Raw genomic sequence first — 20,760 nt, 5'->3', positions numbered from 1 at the left:
GCGGCATCCAGGCGCTGTGGCATTCGGCGTCCGCAACCCTTTCGTCATCACGGCGTCACAGTGGATAATTGCCGGCAGACGCGCCTCGCCCGGGGACCGGCTCCACCGCAGTGGGCGAGACGCTTCTCCCACCCACGCATCCCAGGCGGAAACAACCCATGTCCTTCGCAAGCCCGCGCCGCACGCCGCGACGTCTCGTCATTGCCTTGTCCATCGCCTCCGCGCTCGCCGCGGGTACGGCTATCGCCCAGGACGCCTCCCAGCAGGAAACGCAGCCCTCCGACGCGCCTTCCCGCACCGCCACGCTGCAGACCATCAACGTGACCGCCGAAAAGCGCACGGAAGATCTGCAGAAGGTGCCCATCTCGATGACCGTGGTCACGGCTGAAAAGCTGGAGGCTTTCGGCCAGGCCGGCGACGGCGTGCTGCAGCTCGCGTCGCGCGCCCCCAGCGTCTACGCCGAGACGTCGTACGGCCGCGAGTTTCCGCGCTTCTACATCCGCGGCCTCGGCAACAGCGACTTCGACCTCAACGCATCGCAGCCGGTGTCGATGGTTTACGACGACATCGTTCAGGAGAACCCGATCCTCAAGGGCTTCCCGCTCTTCGACCTGGAGCAGGTGGAAGTGCTGCGCGGCCCGCAGGGCACCTTGTTCGGCCGCAATTCCCCGGCCGGCGTGATCAAGTTCGAATCGCGCAAGCCCACGCAGGAAACCGAGGGTTACGCCCGCGTGTCCTACGGTTCGTACGGCACCTCCAACGCCGAGGCCGCCATCGGCGGCAAGCTCAGCTCGAGCTGGTCGGGTCGCGTTTCCGCCCTCGCCCAGCACCGCGACGGCTGGATCGACAACGACTACACCGGAAAGAAGGACGATCTCGGCGGCTACAACGACCGCGCCGTGCGTCTCCAGGCGCTGTATAAGGCGTCGGACGACTTCGACGCCCTGATCAACGTGCACGGCCGCTGGCTCGACGGCAGCGCCATGGTCAACCGCGCGAATGCCATCACCCTCGGCGGCGACCAGTTCGTGCCGGGCTTCGATCGCGACTCGGTTTCGCAGGACGGCCGCAACAAACAGCACCTGTTCACCTGGGGCAGCAACCTGCACCTGAACTGGCACTTTGGCGACCTCAACTTCGCCTCGATCACGGGCCTCGAGCGCGCCACCACGTACAGTCTCGGCGACGTCGACGGCGGTTACGACGCATCCGGCACGCCCGCGAAGCCCAGCGCCACCAACCGCGTGACCCCGTTCTATTCCGAGACCGCGGACGCGCTGCCGAAGGATCGCCAGATCACCCAGGAATTCCGCCTGTCGAACGACAGCGCCGAACGCCTGAAGTGGCAGGTCGGCACGTACTACTTCGACGAAGACATCGCGATCACCAACTTCTCGTACGACACGCTCAACAACCACGCACTCAACGGCTGGGTCGACCAGAGCCAGCGCACGAAAGCCTGGGCGGTGTTCGGCTCGGCCGACTACAACTTCACCGACGACTTCGACGTGCGCGCCGGCGCGCGCTGGTCGCACGACAAGCGCGACTTCAAGGCCGAGCGCTTCCTCGGTTTCACCGGCCCCGTCGGCCCGCTCACCTCGCAGCCCACCGACGCACGCTGGAGCGGCGACCTGACCGGTACGTGGCAGCTGTCGAAAAACTCGAACGTATACGCACGCATCGCCAACGGCTTCCGCGCGCCCAGCGTGCAGGGCCGCATCAACTTCGCGAACAGCATCTCCACGGCGAAGCCGGAAACGATCACGTCCTACGAGATCGGCTACAAGTCCACGTCGGACGACAACAAGCTGCGCTTCAACGCCGACGTGTACAAGTACAACATGCACAACCAGCAGCTCACGGCCGTGGGCGGTGCGACCAACGTCACCCAGCTGATCAACGCGAAGAAGACGGAAGGCTACGGCGCCGAGTTCGACCTCGAAGCCTATCTGACGCCGAACTTCTACATGACCGCCGGCGGCAGCTACAACCACACCGAGCTGAAGGACCGCAACCTGGCCGTCGCGCCGTGCGGCGGCGGCTGCACGGTGATCGATCCGCTGAACGCGAGCGGCAACGCTCTCATCGACGGCAACGTGCTGCCTAACGCACCGAAGTGGATCGGCACCTGGACGGCCCGCTATGGCATCCCGTATGGCGAAAGCGGTGAGTTCTTCGTGTACACCGACTGGAACTACCGTAGCGAGGTGAACTTCTTCCTGTACGACTCGGAAGAGTTCCGCAGCAAGCCCTTCCTCGAAGGCGGCATCCGCATCGGCTACAACTGGGACTTCGGCAAGCGCGAAGTGGCTCTGTATGGCCGGAACATCACGAACAAGAAGGTCATCACGGGCGGTATCGACTTCAACAACCGCACCGCGTTCGTGAACGATCCGCGGATCATCGGCGTGGAGTTCCGCGCAGAGCTGTAAGCGCAGCGACCATCGCGATCGACGGAAGGCCGGCCCCTCGGGGCCGGCCTTTTTTTGTTCTTCGCGGAGGCTGGGAGGGTACGGTGCGGCGATGTCGCTTTGTTGCTTGGTACTTGGTGGGGTTCGCTTCGTAGGGTGGGCTCGCCTGTTCGGCCTCGCGCTCGGCGCTCGTACGTGGTCGGGAAGCCAGTACTCGCTCCCCTCGCCGCGAAGACTTACGTCGTTCCTTGCGAAAGGAGAGCCGCTACGCGGCTAGTGTCTAATGGCTTCGCCGCGGCGGACCCGGGCGTCCGGGCGGGGGTCTTCGACTCGGCCTCCGTGCCTCGGCGAAGACGGCGGGCCGTCCAGGCCGGCCCCCTTCGGGCCTCTTCCGCCCGCACGCCCTCGACTCCAGACATCGCGGCGAGGGGAACGGGTACTGGCAGCGGGCGGTGCGGGTTGGTGGTGGGAGAGCCGGAGCAGGAGCTGATGGCTGCTCTCGCATCTTGTCGACGGAGGCGTTGGGTGCCTTCCTTCGCAGGCACGACGGTAGGTGGGGACGCTGCGATACCGTCGCATCGCGCTCTTGTGGGAGCCGCATCGCTTTGTGTGGGAGCCGCTTCAGCGGCGATGGGTGCTCGGGACAAGCTTGCCCGCTGCCGCGGGATCGCCGGCGTAGCCGGCTCCCACACAAAGCACCGGGTACTCGTATGTCGTGGGCATCGGTGCCGGGTTTTCTTGCCGCATATCGTCGTGCCTGCGAAGGCAGGCACCCAGCGACTCAAGCGCGGACGGTCGCCACAGACCGAACAAACGACGCCGCGCCACGCACTACACAACACACCACCGCACCGTCCGATGCCGGCAGCCGTCGCCCTCGCCGCGATGTCTGGAGTCGAGGGCGTGCGGGTGGAAAAGGCCCGCAGGGGCGGGCCAGGACGGCCCGCCGTTTCCGCCGAGGCAGGAGGCCGAGTCGGAAACCCCCGCCCGGACGCCCGGGTCCGCCGCGGCGAAGCCATCAGACACCAGCCGCGCAGCGGCTCTCCTTTCGCAAGGAACGACGTAAGTCTTCGCGGCGAGGGCGACGGCTGCCGGCTTCCCAGTGCCGGCACACGCGCCGATGCGATGCCGCAAGGCGAGCCCAACCTACGAAGCGAAAAGCACAAGAACTCCAAGCAACAAGGCCCCGCCGAGCTAAACCTTTACGGGCAATCCCGCATCAGAACGGGTGCCCCGCCGGCTCACCGCACCAGCACACCCCGGCACGGCATAGGCCATAAGTCATATGGAATTTCGCAAAATTCTGGTTGACGACTAAAAATCTGGTGTTATAGTTCACTACAACACCGGTCACCCACAGCACCACAGGAGCAGACACCATGAAAAGCCCGAACTACATCGCCCTGGCCGCCTCCGTCGCCATCGCCGCCTTCACGCTCGGCGTGTTCAGCAGCACGTCCACCACCGCTGCCCCGCTCACCGAGATCAACGGCACCAAGGTCACCGACCTGGCCCCCATCGTCGTCTACGCCGACACCGGCGCGAACGTCGCCTCCCTCTAACCCTGGCATCACACAGCACGTCATCGGAGTCGTCCCATGAAAGCGCCGAATCTGATCGCCCTGACCGCATCTGTCCTGATCGCCGGCACCGCCGTGTTCGCCCTGCGCTCCTTCGATGACCGCGCGGCGGCGATGCTCGCCGCTCCCCACTTCGTCAACGGCACCGCCGTCGTCGACCTGCCTTCGCTCGAAGTCCGCCCCACCGCCGCCGATGTGCGCGAGGCGGCACTGCTGAGCGAGGCCACTTTCGATTCCGCCGCGGATGCGCTCAAGCGCAACGCGGAGGAACGGGCCGCCGCGCTGATCCGTGCGCAGCTGGCCATGCCCTACTATTCGTTCGGTAACGCACTGCGCCAGACGGCGAAGGAATGACATACATGTCCATCACCTGGAACGACAGCGTCCCGATTTATCGCCAGCTCCGCGAACGCGTGGTGGCCATGATCCTGGACGGCGCCTTGAACGAAGGCGACCCGCTGCCGTCGGTGCGCCAGGTCGCGGGGGATTTCCAGATCAATCCCCTGACCGTTTCGAAGGCGTACCAAGAGCTGGTCGACGAACAACTGGTTGAGAAACGGAGGGGTCTTGGCATGTTCGTAATCGATGGGGCGCGCGAAGCGCTGCTGAAGAGTGAAAGGGAGCGCTTCCTGCGCGAGGAATGGCCGGCCCTGTATGCCCGCCTGCAGCGCATGGGCCTCGATCTCAAAACCCTGATGCGTGAAGCCAGCGGCTCCACGGAGGACCCGTCATGACAGCGGTCGTCACCGCCACCGGCCTGAGCAAGCGTTACAAGACGTCGCTTGCGCTGGATTCGGCCTCGTTCCAGATCGAATCCGGCCGCATCGTCGGTCTTATCGGCCCCAATGGTGCCGGCAAGACCACGGCACTGAAGGCCATCCTGGGCCTCACGACGTTCGACGGCCAGCTCAACGTCCTCGGACTGGATCCGCGCAAGGAACGCGACAAGCTGATGGAACAGGTGTGCTTCATCGCCGACGTGGCCGTTCTGCCCCGCTGGCTGAAGGTGGGCGACGCCGTCGATTTCGTGGCCAACACCCATCCCCGCTTCGACCGCGCCAAGTGCGACGCCTTCCTCGCCCGCACCAAGCTGCAGAGGGGCCAGAAGGTGAAGCAGCTGTCCAAGGGCATGATCGTGCAGTTGCACCTGGCGCTGGTGATGTCGATCGACGCGAAGCTGCTGATCCTCGACGAACCCACCCTGGGCCTGGACATCCTCTACCGCAAGCAGTTCTACCAGAGCCTGCTGGAGGACTACTTCGACGAGGAGAAAACGATCCTGGTCACCACCCATCAGGTTGAAGAGATCGAACACATCCTCACCGACCTGATGTTCATCCGCGACGGAAAGATCGTGCTCGACACGGACATGGACAGCCTGGGCGAGCGCTTCGCCGAAGTCCTGGTCGGTTCGGACATGGCGGCCGCGGCACGCGAACTGAAACCCCTCGACGAGCGGCAGGTATTCGGCAAGAGCATCTTCCTTTTCGACAACGTGAGCCGGCCGCAGCTCGAACGCCTCGGCGAAGTCAGGCGGCCGTCGATCAGCGACCTCTTCGTCGCCACCATGAAGGGCACCTACGCATGAAAACCTTCTACTGGCTGGTCAAGCGCGAATTCTGGGAACACAAGGGCGGCTTCTTCTGGGCACCCGTGGTCACCGGCATCGTTTTCCTCGCGCTGAACGTCATGGGGATCATCCTCGGCGAGGTCTTCGGACGGCGCAACAACTGGGGCATGTTCAAATACGGCGGCATGGACATGCATGCCACGATGAGCGTGCAGGACATGAACAATGCGGGCGCGGTGATGGACATCTCGCTCTACGCCATCGCCGGCATCGTCTTGTGCGTTACGGCCATCGTGGTGTTCTTCTACTGCCTCGGCGCGCTCTACGACGATCGCCGCGACCGCAGCGTGCTGTTCTGGAAGTCGCTGCCGCTGTCGGACACGTCGACGGTGCTTTCGAAGGTCGCAAGCGCCGCTCTGCTGGCTCCGGCGATCGCGGTGGTGGTCGGAGTGATCGTAGGCCTGGCGATGAGCTTCCTGTTCGCCGTGGTCGCCTCCATGCATGGCGTGGGCCTCTGGGGCCTGCTGATGGCCGCTCACCCCATCCGCGTCGTGCTGAACATGATCCTGCTGATCCCGCTGTATGCGATCTGGGCGCTGCCGACCATCGGCTGGCTGTTGCTCTGCTCGTCCTGGGCCCGTAGCAAGCCATTCCTCTGGGCCATCGCCCTTCCTATCGGTGCCGGCGTGATCGTGGCCTGGTTCGGCCTGCTGAATGACACCAGGCTCTCGAGCGAGTGGTTCTGGTCGAACGTGGTGGGTCGCTTGCTGGGTAGCCTGGTGCCGGGCGGCTGGGTTAGCAACGCCTCCTCGCTGAGCGGTATAGGCCACGACGATCCGGCCTCGCTGGTGAACAGCATGGGCCTGGCTTATCACTACAGCGCCCTGGCCAGCCCCTCGCTCTGGATCGGCGCGGTGGCAGGCGTGGCGATGATCGCCGGCGCCATCTGGTTCCGCCGCTGGCGCGACGACAGCTGAACTTCGACGACAACGGACGGCTCCTTCGGGAGCCGTCTCCTTTAGGGAGGACGCACGATGTTTCGTTCGCTGCTGTTCGGTTCGCTCCTGGCTGTTTCCGTTCCCACCGTACCTGCTCTGGCTGCCGAAACGGCGCCGCTCCGTGGCGACGCGCTGGACGCGCGCATCGCTTTCCTCATGAAGGAAGCGAAGGTGCCGGGATTCGCGGTCGCCATCGTCGAGAACGGCAAGGTCGTGTCCGTGAAGGCATACGGACAGCGCGACGTGGAAAGGGGCTTGCCGCTCACCACCGATACGGTGATGTATGCGGCGTCGCTCACCAAGGCCGCGTTCGCCTATGCCACGATGTCCCTGGTCGACGAGGGAAAGCTGGACCTGGACGCGAGCATCGCGAAGGACCTGCCGAAGCCGCTTCCCGACTACCCGAAGTACGCCGACCTCGCGGGCGACGAACGCTGGCGGAAGCTCACGCCGTCGATCCTGCTCAGCCATCGCACCGGGTTTCCCAACTTCCGCTTCTGGCATCCCGGGAAGGACTACGATCCGGATGGCAAGCTCATGTTCTACTTCGATCCCGGCACGCGCTATGGCTACTCCGGCGAAGGCATCAACCTGCTGCAGTTCGTGCTCGAGAACGGCAAGGGCATCGATGTGGGGCAGCTGATGAAGTCACGGCTTTTCGAGCGTTACGGCATGAAGCGCAGCGGCATGGTCTGGCGCGACGACTTCGCGGACAACGTGGCCATCGGCTACGACGAGGCGGGCAAGCCGCTCGGCCACAAGCGACGCGAATCGGTGCGTGCGGCCGGCTCGATGGATACGACCATCGCCGATTACGCCAACCTGCTCGCGGCAATGTCCCGCGGCGACGGGCTGAAGCCCGCCACGTATCGCATCTGGCTCAAGCCGGTGGTGAAGATCCATTCGGTGCGCCAGTTCCCCACCATTGGACTCGCCGACTCCAAGGACAACGATTCCATCTCGCTCGGTTACGCCATGGGCGTGGGAACGTTCGAATCGCCGCGCGGCCCGGCGTTCTTCAAGGAAGGACACGACGACGGCACCAACAACCTCTTCGTGTGCCTGGAACGTTCGACGACCTGCGTGCTGATGATGAGCAACAGCTCGAACGGCGAGTCGATCTTCGCGTACCTGCTCGACGACATTCTGGGGAAGACCTGCTTCCCGTGGTACTGGAGCAGCTACGTCCCTTACGACCGGCCGGCCCTGCGATCGGAGCCGGTGCTGCCGAATCGGCATCCGGCCTGCGTGTTGTAAGGGAGTGAGTCGCTGGGTCCCTGCCTTCGCAGGGACGACGGCATTGAGGGAGCCAACCAACCGCCTACCCGTCATTCCTGCGAACGCAGGAATCCAGAGCCTTACCGCCCGAATGCGCGCCGCGGCCCTGGATCCCTGTTTGCGTAGGGATGGCGATCAGCCACCGCCGCCGCCACCGCCATGGATGCCGCCCTTGGTCAGCGCGGCGGGATCGAGCAGTTTCGCCAGCTCGGCTTTCGAAAGACCCGTGGTTTCCAGCGCCACGTCCATGATGGGCCGCTTCTCCTTGTAAGCCTGCTTTGCCGTGGCCGCGCCCTTCTCGTAGCCGATGACGGGATTGAGCGCGGTGACCAGGATCGGATTCTTGTCCAGCGCCTCGCGGATGCGTTCCTCGTTCACCTTGAACCCTGCGATCGCCTTGTCGGCGAGCAGCGTGACGACGTTGGCGAGTATCTCGATGGACTGCAGCAGGTTGTACGCGATGACCGGCAGCATGACATTGAGCTGGAAGTTGCCCGACTGGCCGGCAATGGCGATCGTGGCGTCGTTACCGATGACCTGCGCGGCCACCATCGCCGCCGCTTCCGGTATCACCGGATTGACCTTGCCCGGCATGATCGACGAACCGGGTTGCAGGGCGGGCAGTTCGATCTCGCCCAGGCCGGCAAGCGGCCCGGAGTTCATCCAGCGAAGGTCGTTCGCGATCTTCATCACCGCCACGGCCAGCGTGCGAAGCTGGCCCGAAAGCTCCACCGGCGTATCTTGCGCGGCCATCCCGGCGAAGTAGTTCTCCGCCGATTCGAATTTCACGCCCGTCAGCTTCGTCAGTTCGACGGCTACGGCCGGCCCGAAGTTCGGGTCGGCGTTGATGCCGGTGCCCACGGCGCTGCCGCCCTGGGGCAGACGACGGGTGCGCTTCAGGGTGTCGCCGATGCGCTCGGCGGCGTCGGCGATCTGCGCCGACCAGCCCGACAATTCCTGGCCGAACGTGATCGGCATCGCGTCCATCAAATGGGTGCGCCCCGTCTTCACCACCTTCTTCAGTTCCTTCCCGCGCCCGTCGATGGTCTTGCGCAGATGCTTCAACGCCGGAAGCAGCTTTTCGCTCGTCGCCAGCGTGGCGCTCACCAGGATCGCGGTCGGGATCACGTCATTGGAACTCTGTCCGGCGTTCACGTGATCGTTGGGATGCACCTGGCGGCCGCTTGCCGCGGCGAGGTGCGCGATCACCTCGTTCGCATTCATGTTGGAACTGGTGCCCGACCCGGTCTGGAAGACGTCGATGGGGAAATGCTCGTCCACCTCGCCAGCGGCCACCCTGGCGGCGGCATCACGGATGGCCTTCGCGGAAGCCTTGTCGAGGTGGCCCAGCTTCACGTTGGCCTCGGCCGCGGCCGACTTGATCAGGCCCAACGCGCGGATGAACTCGCGTGGCATGGTCAGTCCGGATACCGGGAAGTTCTCCACGGCCCGCTGGGTCTGGGCCCCATAAAGCGCCTTGGCGGGCACCTTCAACTCGCCCATGCTGTCGCGTTCGGTGCGGAACTTGCTCATGTGCGGACTCCGGATAAAGGCTGGTTTGGGTGACTTCCTAAGGTAAGGCCATGGGACGTGCATTTACAGGTGCATGCATCGGAAAACCGGGTGCGATCGCGCGCTGGCGACCGCATCCGGAACGGCTCATCGAGCGGCCGATGGGAGCTTGGCGGTCGAAGCCGTACCTTCGTCCGATGCCGCGCCGGGCTGCCGTCCAGGCACGGAAACCAGGTCGGCGTCGAGATGATGCTCCGAGAACCGGTTCGGCGCGTGGATGTCGAGACGGCCGTCCATGTACTCCACCAGCGCCTCCAACGGAACGCCGTACGGCGTCGATACATGCTCCGACTCGATGATCTCGCTGATCGCCTTCGCATAATTCGCGTCGGTGGAATCCACGACATAGATGTCGTCAGGACCGATGTCCGAAGGAAAGTGGACCTCGCTCATGGCCGGATCCGCCCCCGGAATGGCGTTGTCCGATACCGACGCGACTTCTCGCCCTCCGGTGCGGACCACGTACTGGAAGAACGCGCCGAGGTGGCTGTTTGCGGGATCGCTCGCCCACGAATGCAGGATGTCCGTGCTTGCACCCATGGAGTCGCTGGCGATCGTCGCCTCGCCCGGCAATAGCGGTTCCACGTCGATGAAATCCCTGGACGGGCCGAACCCTCCCCGCGCCAGAAGCTGCTGCGGCGATCGGGAATCCACCCGGTAGAGGAAGGGGCGGTCCGTGGAGGTGAGGTAACCGAGCGCGTTCCGCTTCGGCTCGCTGTCGCCCACTTCGGCCAGTTCGGCCTGCCGCGCGGCGATCTCCTCCTTCTTCAGTTCGATGACGGCCAGTACCCTGCTCGCGTGGTTTTCCGGTACGGCCAGTACGATGTAACCGGCGTCGGTCAGCGCCTTTTCCTTGGCCCTCGCCGTGGTGGGCGGCCCCGCTTCGGCGACCGGGTCGAGGCGAGGATAGGTGGCGTCCTCGTGCAACGTCGGCAAGATGCGGAGGGGCCTGGTCTGCCCCATCAGGTAGCCGATCCTGCCGTTCACCCTGCGTGGCGCCACGAATACGGACGTCGTGCCATCACCGATGGCCTTGGGCTTGCGCAGCCCGCCAAGACCGACGCCAAGAGGCACGTTGCCGACCACGGTCATCACGGTCTGCTCCACGCCGCTGCGCCTTGCTTGTTCCGTTCGCCCGCGCACGCCCTGATCGATGCCGGTACCGAGACTGACGAGGCCCGTGCCGACCTGCATGGGAATGGCCAGCGCCGGTGCGTAGCCCAGCGGGCCCAGCAACACCACGGTGCGATTGATCGCGGTGCGCCAGGCTTCCCACGCGGTGCCGACTTTCATCCCGGCATCGTCGCGCCACCGCCTTTCCGTCTGCGCACGCATATCTGCGAACACGTCGCTGGCAATGATGGCGCCCGCGTGATCGATCGTGCCCGCGTCCGCTTCCCATTTGCCCGAGGCGAGGTTGTCCAGCGCGTGCCTCACCCCGGTCCAGAACGTGCCATCCTGGCCGTCGTAAACCGAGAAACGCGCAAGCAGCGCCTCCAGCTTGCCCGGGTCTTTCGCTTGCGCCAGCGCCCAGCGGCGAAGATCGCCCTCGGAGGCGAAGGCCACGAATGGCGAGTCGGCGCCTGGGAGATACAGCACCTCGCTGCCACCCTTGTCGAGGAAGCGAACGAGATTGCTGGCGAAGTACCCATTGATGTCGAAGCGCCGCATGACCACAGGCTCTGCCGACGGGCGCGCGTCGCGGAGTTGCGCAAGGGTGATGGGACCATTCAGGGGCACATGCGGGGCACCGCCACGCATGACGAGTTCATAGGCAGCCTGCGTCAACTCTCCCCTCATGCGCGCCCGGCGAGCCTGCTGGACGAACCGGTAACGGGCGAGCACGGGCCAATCGGTGCGCACGGCATCCCAGTATGTGTCGAGCTCGCGGTACAGCCGCTTGACATAGGGAAGCTCGGAGAAGGCGCCCTTCTCCTTGAATGCGCCGACGATGTGCGAAAGCTGCAGTCCCGTGTCCCCTTTGAAGTTTCCTCCGGCAGCGAACACGCCGAAGGCCTCGTCCAGCGTTCGCGCGTCCTCGCTCACTGTGTCGATGACGTTTCCGTTGGCGAAGAATGTGTTGTAAACGTAACCGGGCCCCGTCCGGCTCCACAGGAACCGGCCGATGTTCGTGAAGCACTCCCGTACATCCTTGCCGTGGACCAGATTGCCTACGAGCGCGATCACGCCCGGACTCGCCCTGCCTCCCGACGTCACACCACCGACGGCGTCGGATGCCCCCGCAAAAAAAGTGTGCCGGGAATGTTCCGGGAAGGCCTCCATCAAGGCATCGGTAAGCGTCATCCAATGATCGGGCTGGCCCAGCAAGCGAGCTCGCGGTGAAGCGAAGTGCGCGACGACGTAGGCATCGCCGTCCACACCCAGCCGCTCGCGCAGGAAGGCTTTCGCCACCGAGCGGGCATCAGGGACCGGCAGCGCGTACGCCCGGGCCGCCATTTCCCCATAGGCATGCGCGTCGTCCGGCGTGGTGAAGGTCAGTGTGAATGGCGACACCGCCAGCGCGGTGCCCGGCTGCCAAGGGTGTTGCTCCGCTGCTGCCACGCCGGGTGGGGCGCTCGGGGCGTCTTCATTCCCGCGGTAAGAGGCGGCGACCTGCGCGGACGCGGGAAGGGCCGGCCATGCCGTGGTTGCCATCAGTGCGGCCAGAAGTCCCAAGCGGGCGGTGTAGGACGAGGACGGGTCCATTCGTTCGATGCTCCTTTCCCTGGTGTGGTTCGGTCGCGCGTCTGCTTCCGGCCCCGAAGGGATATCGCGGCCGGGGACGCAAGGGGTGCGATGGAAGCGCCGACGCAAGGCCGGGCCCGCGGCACTTTATAGGGGCTGCGGCGGGCCGGGCTGCCGGTCCACTGCTCACTGCCATGCCAGTTTTCGCCGACTCGAGGGATGGGGCCGGACGCTGCCCTATAATGGATGGCTGCACCCGCCCCATCTCCAGGAATGCCCCTCATGTCCCACGCCACGCTGACCGCCCTTTCGCCGCTGGACGGCCGCTACGCCCCCAAGGCGGAGCCGCTGCGCCCGATCTTCAGCGAGTTCGGCCTCATGCACCGGCGCGTGCACGTGGAGATCCACTGGTTGCTGGCGCTGGGCGCCCAGCCGGGCATCGTGGAACTGCCCGCATTCTCCGCCGAGGCGGTAACGCGCCTGCTGGCCATCGCGAACAACTTCTCGGTGGAAGACGGCGAGCGCATCAAGGCCATCGAAGCCACCACCAACCACGACGTCAAGGCGGTGGAATACTTCATCAAGGAGAAGATCGGCAGCGATCCGTCCCTGGCCCAGGCCAAGGAGTTCGTGCACTTCGCCTGCACCAGCGAGGACATCAACAACCTCGCCTATTCGCTGATGCTGCGCGACGCCCGCCAGGACGTCCTGCTGCCGGCACTCGACCAGGTGATCGCGAAGCTGCGCGGCCTCGCCCACGAGTACGCCGGCCTCTCGCTGCTTTCGCGCACGCACGGCCAGACCGCTTCGCCGAGCACCCTGGGCAAGGAAATCGCCAACGTGGTCGCGCGCCTGGAACGCCAGCGCCGCCAACTCGTCGCCATCGAGATCCCCGGCAAGATCAATGGCGCCGTGGGCAACTACAACGCGCACGTCGTTTCTTATCCGGGCGTGGACTGGCCGGCGCTCGCCGCCGGTTTCGTCGACGGCCTGGGGCTCACCTTCAATCCGTACACCACGCAGATCGAGCCGCACGACGGCATCGCCGAGTTCGCCGACGTGCTCCGCCGCATCAACGTCATCCTGATCGACCTCGCCCGCGATATCTGGGGTTACATTTCGCTGGGTTACTTCCGCCAGGCGCTGAAGGCCGGCGAAGTCGGCTCTTCCACGATGCCGCACAAGGTCAATCCCATCGACTTCGAGAACGCCGAAGGTAACTTTGGCCTCGCCAACGCCCTGCTTGGCCACTTCGCCGAGAAGCTTCCGATCAGCCGCTGGCAGCGCGATCTCACCGACTCCACCGTCCTGCGCGCCCTGGGCACGGCCTTCGGCCATTCGCTGGTGGCGCTGGAATCCCTGATGAAGGGGCTGGGCAAGCTCAACGTCAACGCCGAGCGCATCGCCGCCGACCTCGACGCCAGCTGGGAAGTGCTCGCCGAAGCCGTGCAGACGGTGATGCGTCGCTACGGGCTGCCGGAGCCGTACGAGCAGCTGAAGGCCCTGACCCGCGGCCAGGGCATCACGAAAGACTCCATGCGTGCCTTCATCGCCGGCCTCGACCTGCCCGCCGAGGCGAAGCAGGCGCTCGCCGAACTGACGCCCGCTACCTATATCGGCCTTGCGGAAAAGCTCGCGAAGTCGGTCTGACATCATCGCGCGCCGGCATCGGCGCGCAGCCATTACGCGCAACCATTACAGGGGATGGTTCATGTTCGTTCGCTCGTGCGCATTCGGTTTGCTGCTTGTACCGGCGCTGGCACAGGCCACCGCCATCCAGGATCTCGCCGGAAGGCAGATCGATCGGCTGAAGGCGGTGTGTACACGCGCCGACAACGTCCTCGACCAACTCGCAGAGTTGAAAGCGCGGGAGAAGCCGGAAGACTGGCGTGCCTACCTGGCATTCGACCAGCTCTCCTGGGCGGACCTCGCGCATGAGCCCGCATGCAAGGCGGCCATGGTGGAGAACACCAGGGAAGGCATGGCCTTCGTGATTGCAAACGAAGATCCTTCGTCGAACTGGATAAATATGGCCCGGGGGCAGGAATCCCTCGCGCTGCTGCGCCAAGCGGTGTCGGGCCCCGCAGCCGAGCGGGACGCACGACTGGCCCAGGCCGAAGCCTTGATTGCCACCTACATCGCCGGGGAAGCGCACGCGAAGGACCCGAAGGATGTGGCCCGCGGCATGGCCTACTACTTCGTGGCGCATGGCTACCTCGACGCCGCCAAGGCAGCCGAGCGGCCGGAGGACGTCGACGCCATGCTCGCGAAGGCGCTCCAGACGGCCCGGGACGGCATGGCCCATGCCACCGACAAGTCCGAGCTGGTGGAGCCTTACGGCATCGCGCTCGGGGAAATGGCCAAGCGCGCCACCAAGGGCAGCCCGGAGTGGCGCAAGGCTATCGAGGAAAGCATCGCGGCGTTCTCCACGGTCAGCGCCACCGACCCGCTCGCCGCGTACAACATTGCCGTCGATCATGTCTTGCTCGATGACATGCCCGCCGCGAAGAGCGATCTTCAGGCGCTGGCCGATGCACACCGCATCGACGACCAGATCTGCGTCGGGTTCCTGAGCGACAAGGATCTCGAGCCGCTGCGCACCGCGGACACACCCTGGTTCGTCCGCTTCGTGAAAGCTCAGTGCCAGCCCACTCTCGAGCGTATCCGGCGCCAGGTCGCCAACACGCGCTCCTAGCGCGATTAGAATTCAAGCATGGCCATCCAGACCCCTACCCGTAAAAAGCTCCCCATCGAAGTGCGCGGCAGCGCCAGCCAGCCGCTCGGCATGAGCGCCAGCCAGTTCCTGCGCGACTACTGGCAGAAACGGCCGCTGCTCATCCGCAACGCCTTCCCCGACTTCCAGCCGCCGATCGAGCCGAACGACCTGGCCGGGCTGGCCTGCGAGGAAGGCGTGCTCGCTCGCCTCATCGTGCACGACGAGAAGCGCGACCGCTGGACGGTGAAGAACGGGCCGTTCGAGGAAGCGGAATTCGGCAAGACGCCCAAGCGCGACTGGACCCTGCTGGTGCAGGACGTGGACAAGTGGGACGCCGACGTGGCCGCCCTGCTCGACCACTTCGCTTTCCTGCCGAGCTGGCGCGTCGACGACATCATGATCTCCTATGCGGAGGACGGCGGCGGCGTGGGTGCCCATGTGGACCAGTACGACGTGTTCCTGCTGCAAGGGGTCGGCGAGCGTCACTGGGCAATCAGCGACGACCCCGACGCTCCGCTCGACTTCCGCGACGACGTGGAACTGAAGCAGCTGAAGGTGTTCGAACCCACCCACGAGTGGCTGCTCGAACCGGGCGACATGCTCTACCTCCCGCCGGGCGTACCGCACGACGGCGTCGCCATCGGCGACTGCATGACGATCTCCATCGGCATGCGCGCGCCCTCGCAGGCCGAGCTCACGGTCGATCTGTCCGACTTCCTCGCCGAGCGGATGCCCGAGGAGCTGCGCTATACCGATCCCGACCTGGCACCCGCGAAGCGTGCCGGCGAGATCGACAACGCGGCCCTGAACCGGCTGCGCCAGGCGCTGCCCTTCGCCGCGGCGCTCGACCGCGACCTGCTGGCCGACTGGTTCGGCCGCTTCATCACGCGCTACCGGAACGCCCAGATGGCCGCCGCGCCACCGAAGGCCACGACCGAAGCGGCGCTCGACAAGGCGCTGGCAGCGGGCGCCACGCTCGTCCGTCATCCCTACGCGCGCCTTGCGTGGATCAAGGGCAAGAAGGACGCCACCCTTTATGTCAGCGGCCAGGCCTATGACTGCCCCGCCGCGCTTGCCGAGCGGCTCGCGGGCGAGCGCGAGCTCGCCTTCGAGCGCGCTCCGGAGGGAACGGAAAAGGCGGTGCTGCTGAATCTCGTGAACGACGGCCACCTGGGCGTGCGCAAGGGTCGCCGGCGGTGAATCCGCCGGCGGACATGCTGCTGGCTGCCGACGACCGAACCGGTCTGGAAGCCGCCCATGTCCGCCTGCTCGCCGCCGCCCGGCACCGCGTCTGCATCTATCTGCCTCTCCTGGAAACCGGGCTGCTGGACGGCGAAGCGGCGCAAGCCGAACTGCGCCGCATCGCCACGAGCGGCCGGCAGGCCCAGATCCGCGTCCTCACCCACGACGCCGAACGCGCTCATCGCGAGGGCCACCGCCTGCTGGCCCTCGCCCAGCGCCTGCCCACCGCGATCGCCATCCGCGTGCCGACCGAGGAAGCCCAGCTCCGCTACGGATCGGCCTTCGCCACCGACTGCGCCGGTGGCTTTCTGTTCAGGCCCGTCGCCACCCGCTACGAGGCCCGTGGGTCCCTCGACGCCCCCGGAGAGACCTCTCGTCTGACCGCTTATTTCGAAGAAGTCTGGGAGCGGGCGGAGCCGGCGTGGCAGATAAGACCACTCGGTATCTGACGCAAATCGGAAACTGCGTTTCAGGTTGGCGCGGCGCAGCAGCACGGGGCTATAATTAACGGATTCTTATGCCGCAGGCTGTCCCCACGTGCCTTGCGGCGGCCCGTCCTTTTCGTGTGTGCCGGTGGTGACGTGAGCGCAAACCTGATCCGCGAGTTTTCCGAATCCTCCCAACTCGCCGGCGGCAACGCCGATTACGTAGAACAAGTCTACGAAGCCTGGCTGGCCGATCCCGGCTCCGTCCCGGCCGAATGGGACGCCTATTTCAAGGGTTTCAAGGGCCGGGAGGCAGGCGACGTCGCCCACTCCGGTGCCATTGCCCGCATCGAGGCCGCGCAGAAACAGCGGCGCGTCGCCGCCGCCGGCCCCGCCGGTCCGGTCGACAATGCGTACGCGCAGAAGCAGGCCGGCGTATTGCGCCTGCTCACGGCCTATCGCTCGCGCGGGCACATCGCCGCCAAGCTCGACCCGCTGGGCCTCACCGTTCCGGATATCGAAACGCCCGACCTCGGCCTGCCCTTCCACGGGCTCTCCGACGCCGACCTCGACACCGAGTTCGACGCCGGCAGCTTCGCCGGTGGCGGCCATCGGATGAAGCTGCGCGAGCTTCTCGCGAAGCTCAAGCAGATCTACACCGGCACGGTCGGCGCCGAGTTCATGTACATCTCCGACCACGACCAGCGCGCCTGGATCCACTCGCGCCTGGAACAGGCCGGCGGCTCGCCCGGCCTGCAAAAGGCGGAGAAGCTGCGCGTGCTCGAGGCCCTCACGGCCGCCGAAGGCCTGGAGCGTTACCTGCACACGAAATACGTCGGCCAGAAGCGCTTCTCGCTGGAAGGCGGTGACAGCCTCATCCCCATGGTCGACGACGTCGTCCGCGCGGCGGGCGACAACGGCGTGAAGGAAGTGGTCATCGGCATGGCCCACCGCGGCCGCCTCAACGTGCTGGTGAACATCCTCGGAAAGGCGCCCTCGCAGCTCTTCAACGAGTTCGAAGGCAAGTTCGAGCACGACGACAGCCCCATCCACTCCGGCGACGTGAAGTACCACATGGGCTTCTCGGCCGACGTCAAGACGCCGAACGGCGGCGTGCACGTGGCGCTGGCCTTCAATCCGTCGCACCTCGAGATCGTGAACCCGGTGGTCGCCGGCTCGGTGCATGCGCGCCAGGCGCGCCGCCGCGACACCGCGCGCGACAAGTCGCTGGCGGTGCTCATCCACGGCGATGCCGCCTTCGCGGGCCAGGGCGTCAACATGGAACTGATGCAGATGTCGCAGGCCCGCGGCTTCGCCATCGGCGGCACGCTTCACCTCGTGGTGAACAACCAGGTGGGCTTCACCACCTCCAAGCGCGAAGACGCGCGTTCCACCCTCTACTGCACCGACCTCGCCAAGATGGTCAATGCGCCGGTGTTCCACGTGAACGGCGACGACCCGGAAGCCGTGATCCAGGTCACCCGCCTGGCCTACGAGTTCCGCAAGCGCTTCAAGAAGGACGTGGTGATCGACCTCGTCTGCTACCGCCGCCACGGCCATAACGAGGCCGATGAGCCGGCGGCCACGCAGCCGCTGATGTACCAGGTGATCCGCAAGCGCCCCACCACGCGCGACCTCTACGCGCAGCAGCTGGTGAAGGAATCGGCCATCGGCGCCGACGACGGCCAGAAGATGCTCGACGACTATCGCGCCCGCCTCGAAAAGGGCGAGCCGCTGATCGCCATCGACCCGAACCCGGTGCGCGACATCCCGGTCGACTGGACCCGCTTCCAGGGGAACAGCCTGTCGATGGACGTCGACACCGGCGTGTCGCGCGAGCAGATGGCCAAGGTGCTCGATGCCATCCTCGACGTGCCCGCCGACATCACGCTGCACTCGCGCGTGGCCAAGATCTACGAAGACCGCCGCAAGATGGCCGCGGGCGAACTCCCGGGCGACTGGGGCTTCGCCGAGAATCTCGCGTACGGCACGCTGATCGCCGAGGGCAACGACCTCCGCGTCGTGGGCCAGGACGCGGGCCGCGGCACGTTCTTCCACCGCCACGCGGTGCTGCACGACCAGAAGACCGGCAACACCCTGCTCCCGCTGTCGAAGGTGCGTGAGGACGCCCGCGTCGAGGTCATCGACTCGCTGCTCTCCGAAGAAGCCGTCATGGCCTTCGAGTACGGCGAAGCCACCACCTCGCCCGACCAGCTCACTATCTGGGAAGGCCAGTTCGGCGACTTCGCCAACGGCGCCCAGGTGGTGATCGACCAGTTCATCAGCTCCGGCGAAGCCAAGTGGGACCGCCTCTGCGGCCTCGCGCTGTTCCTGCCGCACGGCTACGAAGGCCAGGGCCCGGAGCACTCCTCCGCCCGCCTCGAGCGCTTCCTGCAGCTGTGCGCGCTGGACAACATGCAGGTGTGCGTGCCCACCACGCCTGCCCAGGCCTTCCACATGATCCGCCGCCAGCAGGTGCGCCCGGTGCGCAAGCCGCTGATCGTCATGACGCCGAAGTCGCTGCTCCGCCACAAGCTGGCCGTGTCGTCGCTCGACGAACTGGCCACCGGCCGCTTCCAGCTCGTAATCGGCGAACATCGCGACCTGCCGGCGAAGAAGGTGAAGCGCGTGGTGCTGTGCTCGGGCAAGGTCTATTACGACCTGCTCGAGGAATCCGAAAAGCGCGGCCTCACCGACGTGGCCGTCGTCCGCATCGAGCAGCTTTACCCGTTCCCGCGCCCGGAAGTCTCGGCCGAACTGGAAAAATACCCTTCCGCCAAGGAAGTGGTGTGGTGCCAGGAAGAACCGATGAACCAGGGCGCCTGGTTCCAGATCCGTCACCACCTGCAGGCCTGCCTGGGTCCGAAGCACAGCCTGTCGTATGCAGGCCGTGCCCGCTCGCCGGCACCGGCCGCCGGTCACCTCAACACCCATATCGCCGAACAGACGGCGCTCGTCGAACAGGCGCTGGTCGCGCCGGTCGGCACCGATCACGCAGCGGAGTAAGACAAGCATGTCCATCGAAGTCAAAGTCCCGGTCCTGCCCGAGTCGGTCTCCGACGCGCTCATTGCCACCTGGCACAAGAAGGCCGGTGACGCGGTCAAGCGCGACGAAAACCTCCTCGACCTCGAGACCGACAAGGTCGTCCTCGAAGTGCCGGCACCCGTCGACGGCGTGCTGAAGGAAATCAAGTTCGAGGAAGGCGCCACCGTCACCAGCAACCAGGTGATCGCCGTGATCGAGGAAGGTGCCGCCGCTGCCGCGCCTGCCCCGGCCGCCGCCCCGGCTGCCGCCGAAGCGCCGAAGGCCGAAAAGGCCGAAACCAAGGAAGCCCCGAAGGGCGTCGACGAACTGTCCCCGGCCGGCCGCCGCGTGGCCGTGGAAGAAAACATCGACCCGTCCAAGGTCGCAGGCACCGGCCGCGACGGCCGCGTCACGAAGGAAGACCTGGTCAACGCCAGCAAGGGCGGCTCCGCCCCTGCCGCCGCGTCGGCGCCGGCTGCGAAGCCCACCCCGGGCAGCCGTCCGGAAGAGCGCGTGCCGATGACCCGCATCCGCACCCGCATCGCCGAGCGCCTGATGCAGTCGAAGAACTCCATCGCCATGCTCACCTCGTTCAACGAAGTGAACCTCGCCGAGGTGGTGAAGCTGCGCAAGGCGCTGGGCGAACAGTTCGAAAAGGCCAACGGCGTGAAGCTCGGCTTCATGAGCTTCTTCGTGAAGGCCGCCACCGAGGCGCTGAAGCGCTACCCGGTGATCAACGCCTCGGTCGACGGCAACGACATCATCTACCACGGGTACCAGGACATCTCGATCGCCGTGTCGACCGACAAGGGCCTGGTCACGCCGGTGCTTCGCGACGTGCAGGACATGTCGTTCGCCGACGTCGAGAAGGGCATCATCGGCTACGCCAAGAAGGCGCGTGACGGCAAGCTGGGCCTGGACGACCTCCAGGGCGGCACCTTCACCATCACCAACGGCGGCACCTTCGGCTCGCTGCTGTCCACCCCGATCGTGAACCCGCCGCAGAGCGCCATCCTGGGCATGCACACCATCAAGGAGCGCCCGGTGGTCGAGAACGGCCAGGTGGTGGCGGCCCCGATGATGTACATCGCCCTGTCGTACGACCACCGCATCATCGACGGCCGCGACGCCGTGCTGTTCCTGGTCGACATCAAGAACCAGCTGGAAAACCCGCAGCGGATGCTGCTCGGCCTGTAATGGGCGCTTGACCGGACATGTGAAGGCGGGAGTCGAAAGACTCCCGTTTTCACGTTCCGCC

Annotated in this window: 15 protein-coding genes; 13 read left to right on the top strand and 2 right to left on the bottom strand. The window is 65.8% G+C overall.

What is annotated here, in order from left to right; genetic code table 11:
• Positions 1–158 precede the first annotated feature (158 nt).
• From FHS47_RS04925 to FHS47_RS04895, 7 genes are all read left to right on the top strand, one after another.
• On the top strand, positions 159–2,432 hold the full coding sequence (locus tag FHS47_RS04925; RefSeq protein WP_167023732.1) for a TonB-dependent receptor: 2,274 nt from the start codon (positions 159–161) through the stop codon (positions 2,430–2,432).
• Between the two features lie 1,358 nt (positions 2,433–3,790).
• Positions 3,791–3,973, top strand: coding sequence for a hypothetical protein (locus FHS47_RS04920; RefSeq protein ID WP_167023729.1), 183 nt, complete (start codon positions 3,791–3,793; stop codon positions 3,971–3,973).
• Between the two features lie 36 nt (positions 3,974–4,009).
• Entirely contained in the window at positions 4,010–4,345 is a 336-nt protein-coding gene (locus tag FHS47_RS04915; RefSeq protein WP_167023726.1) for a hypothetical protein, read from the top strand.
• Between the two features lie 5 nt (positions 4,346–4,350).
• Entirely contained in the window at positions 4,351–4,725 is a 375-nt protein-coding gene (locus FHS47_RS04910; RefSeq protein ID WP_167023723.1) for a GntR family transcriptional regulator, read from the top strand.
• The gene (locus FHS47_RS04905; protein WP_167023720.1) at positions 4,722–5,579 is read left to right on the top strand and encodes an ABC transporter ATP-binding protein; all 858 of its coding nucleotides are present in this window, start codon (positions 4,722–4,724) and stop codon (positions 5,577–5,579) included. Before FHS47_RS04910 ends, FHS47_RS04905 begins: the two co-directional genes overlap by 4 nt.
• The gene (locus FHS47_RS04900; protein ID WP_167023717.1) at positions 5,576–6,538 is read left to right on the top strand and encodes a hypothetical protein; all 963 of its coding nucleotides are present in this window, start codon (positions 5,576–5,578) and stop codon (positions 6,536–6,538) included. The genes FHS47_RS04905 and FHS47_RS04900 overlap by 4 nt, the downstream gene beginning before the upstream one ends.
• Before the next feature lie 57 nt (positions 6,539–6,595).
• Positions 6,596–7,816 carry a serine hydrolase domain-containing protein gene (locus tag FHS47_RS04895; RefSeq protein ID WP_167023714.1) on the top strand — a complete coding sequence of 407 codons (1,221 nt, stop codon included), beginning with the start codon at positions 6,596–6,598 and terminating at the stop codon, positions 7,814–7,816.
• Between the two features lie 156 nt (positions 7,817–7,972).
• Here FHS47_RS04895 and FHS47_RS04890 read toward each other — a convergent pair whose 3' ends face one another.
• Both FHS47_RS04890 and FHS47_RS04885 read right to left on the bottom strand, forming a co-directional pair.
• Positions 7,973–9,370, bottom strand: coding sequence for a class II fumarate hydratase (locus FHS47_RS04890; RefSeq protein ID WP_167023711.1), 1,398 nt, complete (start codon positions 9,368–9,370; stop codon positions 7,973–7,975).
• Between the two features lie 126 nt (positions 9,371–9,496).
• On the bottom strand, positions 9,497–12,115 hold the full coding sequence (locus FHS47_RS04885) for a DUF6543 domain-containing protein (protein ID WP_167023708.1): 2,619 nt from the start codon (positions 12,113–12,115) through the stop codon (positions 9,497–9,499).
• A gap of 261 nt (positions 12,116–12,376) precedes the next feature.
• On the opposite strand from FHS47_RS04885, the gene purB reads away from it, so the two are divergent.
• The 6 genes from purB (at position 12,377) to odhB (ending at position 20,699) form a co-directional block, all read left to right on the top strand.
• Positions 12,377–13,744 (top strand): adenylosuccinate lyase, encoded by a 1,368-nt coding sequence (gene purB, locus FHS47_RS04880; protein WP_167023705.1) that lies wholly within the window; start codon positions 12,377–12,379, stop codon positions 13,742–13,744.
• Positions 13,745–13,805: 61 nt separating this feature from the next.
• Positions 13,806–14,789 (top strand): hypothetical protein, encoded by a 984-nt coding sequence (locus FHS47_RS04875; protein ID WP_167023702.1) that lies wholly within the window; start codon positions 13,806–13,808, stop codon positions 14,787–14,789.
• Between the two features lie 18 nt (positions 14,790–14,807).
• A complete protein-coding gene (locus FHS47_RS04870; RefSeq protein ID WP_167023699.1) occupies positions 14,808–16,010 on the top strand; it encodes a cupin domain-containing protein in 1,203 nt (400 codons plus the stop codon).
• A complete protein-coding gene (locus FHS47_RS04865; RefSeq protein WP_167023696.1) occupies positions 16,007–16,501 on the top strand; it encodes a hypothetical protein in 495 nt (164 codons plus the stop codon). Before FHS47_RS04870 ends, FHS47_RS04865 begins: the two co-directional genes overlap by 4 nt.
• A 132-nt stretch (positions 16,502–16,633) precedes the next feature.
• Positions 16,634–19,483, top strand: a complete 2,850-nt coding sequence (locus tag FHS47_RS04860; protein ID WP_167023693.1) for a 2-oxoglutarate dehydrogenase E1 component — start codon at positions 16,634–16,636, stop codon at positions 19,481–19,483.
• Between the two features lie 7 nt (positions 19,484–19,490).
• Entirely contained in the window at positions 19,491–20,699 is a 1,209-nt protein-coding gene (odhB, locus tag FHS47_RS04855) for a 2-oxoglutarate dehydrogenase complex dihydrolipoyllysine-residue succinyltransferase (protein ID WP_167023690.1), read from the top strand.
• The last annotated feature ends 61 nt before the right edge of the window (positions 20,700–20,760 follow it).

It is taken from the genome of Luteibacter sp. SG786 (assembly GCF_011759605.1).
Taxonomy (GTDB): Bacteria; Pseudomonadota; Gammaproteobacteria; order Xanthomonadales; family Rhodanobacteraceae; genus Luteibacter.
Note: the sequence above shows the minus strand (reverse complement) of the source record. Positions and strands in the feature narration are given on the sequence as shown.

What these genes read in the sequence shown, in the direction of transcription:
- FHS47_RS04925 (WP_167023732.1), top strand. Translation starts at nt 159, where the DNA reads ATGTCCTTCGCAAGCCCGCGCCGCACGCCGCGACGTCTCGTCATTGCC.
- FHS47_RS04920 (WP_167023729.1), top strand. Translation starts at nt 3,791, where the DNA reads ATGAAAAGCCCGAACTACATCGCCCTGGCCGCCTCCGTCGCCATCGCC.
- FHS47_RS04915 (WP_167023726.1), top strand. Translation starts at nt 4,010, where the DNA reads ATGAAAGCGCCGAATCTGATCGCCCTGACCGCATCTGTCCTGATCGCC.
- FHS47_RS04910 (WP_167023723.1), top strand. Translation starts at nt 4,351, where the DNA reads ATGTCCATCACCTGGAACGACAGCGTCCCGATTTATCGCCAGCTCCGC.
- FHS47_RS04905 (WP_167023720.1), top strand. Translation starts at nt 4,722, where the DNA reads ATGACAGCGGTCGTCACCGCCACCGGCCTGAGCAAGCGTTACAAGACG.
- FHS47_RS04900 (WP_167023717.1), top strand. Translation starts at nt 5,576, where the DNA reads ATGAAAACCTTCTACTGGCTGGTCAAGCGCGAATTCTGGGAACACAAG.
- FHS47_RS04895 (WP_167023714.1), top strand. Translation starts at nt 6,596, where the DNA reads ATGTTTCGTTCGCTGCTGTTCGGTTCGCTCCTGGCTGTTTCCGTTCCC.
- FHS47_RS04890 (WP_167023711.1), bottom strand. Translation starts at nt 9,370, where the DNA reads ATGAGCAAGTTCCGCACCGAACGCGACAGCATGGGCGAGTTGAAGGTG.
- FHS47_RS04885 (WP_167023708.1), bottom strand. Translation starts at nt 12,115, where the DNA reads ATGGACCCGTCCTCGTCCTACACCGCCCGCTTGGGACTTCTGGCCGCA.
- purB (WP_167023705.1), top strand. Translation starts at nt 12,377, where the DNA reads ATGTCCCACGCCACGCTGACCGCCCTTTCGCCGCTGGACGGCCGCTAC.
- FHS47_RS04875 (WP_167023702.1), top strand. Translation starts at nt 13,806, where the DNA reads ATGTTCGTTCGCTCGTGCGCATTCGGTTTGCTGCTTGTACCGGCGCTG.
- FHS47_RS04870 (WP_167023699.1), top strand. Translation starts at nt 14,808, where the DNA reads ATGGCCATCCAGACCCCTACCCGTAAAAAGCTCCCCATCGAAGTGCGC.
- odhB (WP_167023690.1), top strand. Translation starts at nt 19,491, where the DNA reads ATGTCCATCGAAGTCAAAGTCCCGGTCCTGCCCGAGTCGGTCTCCGAC.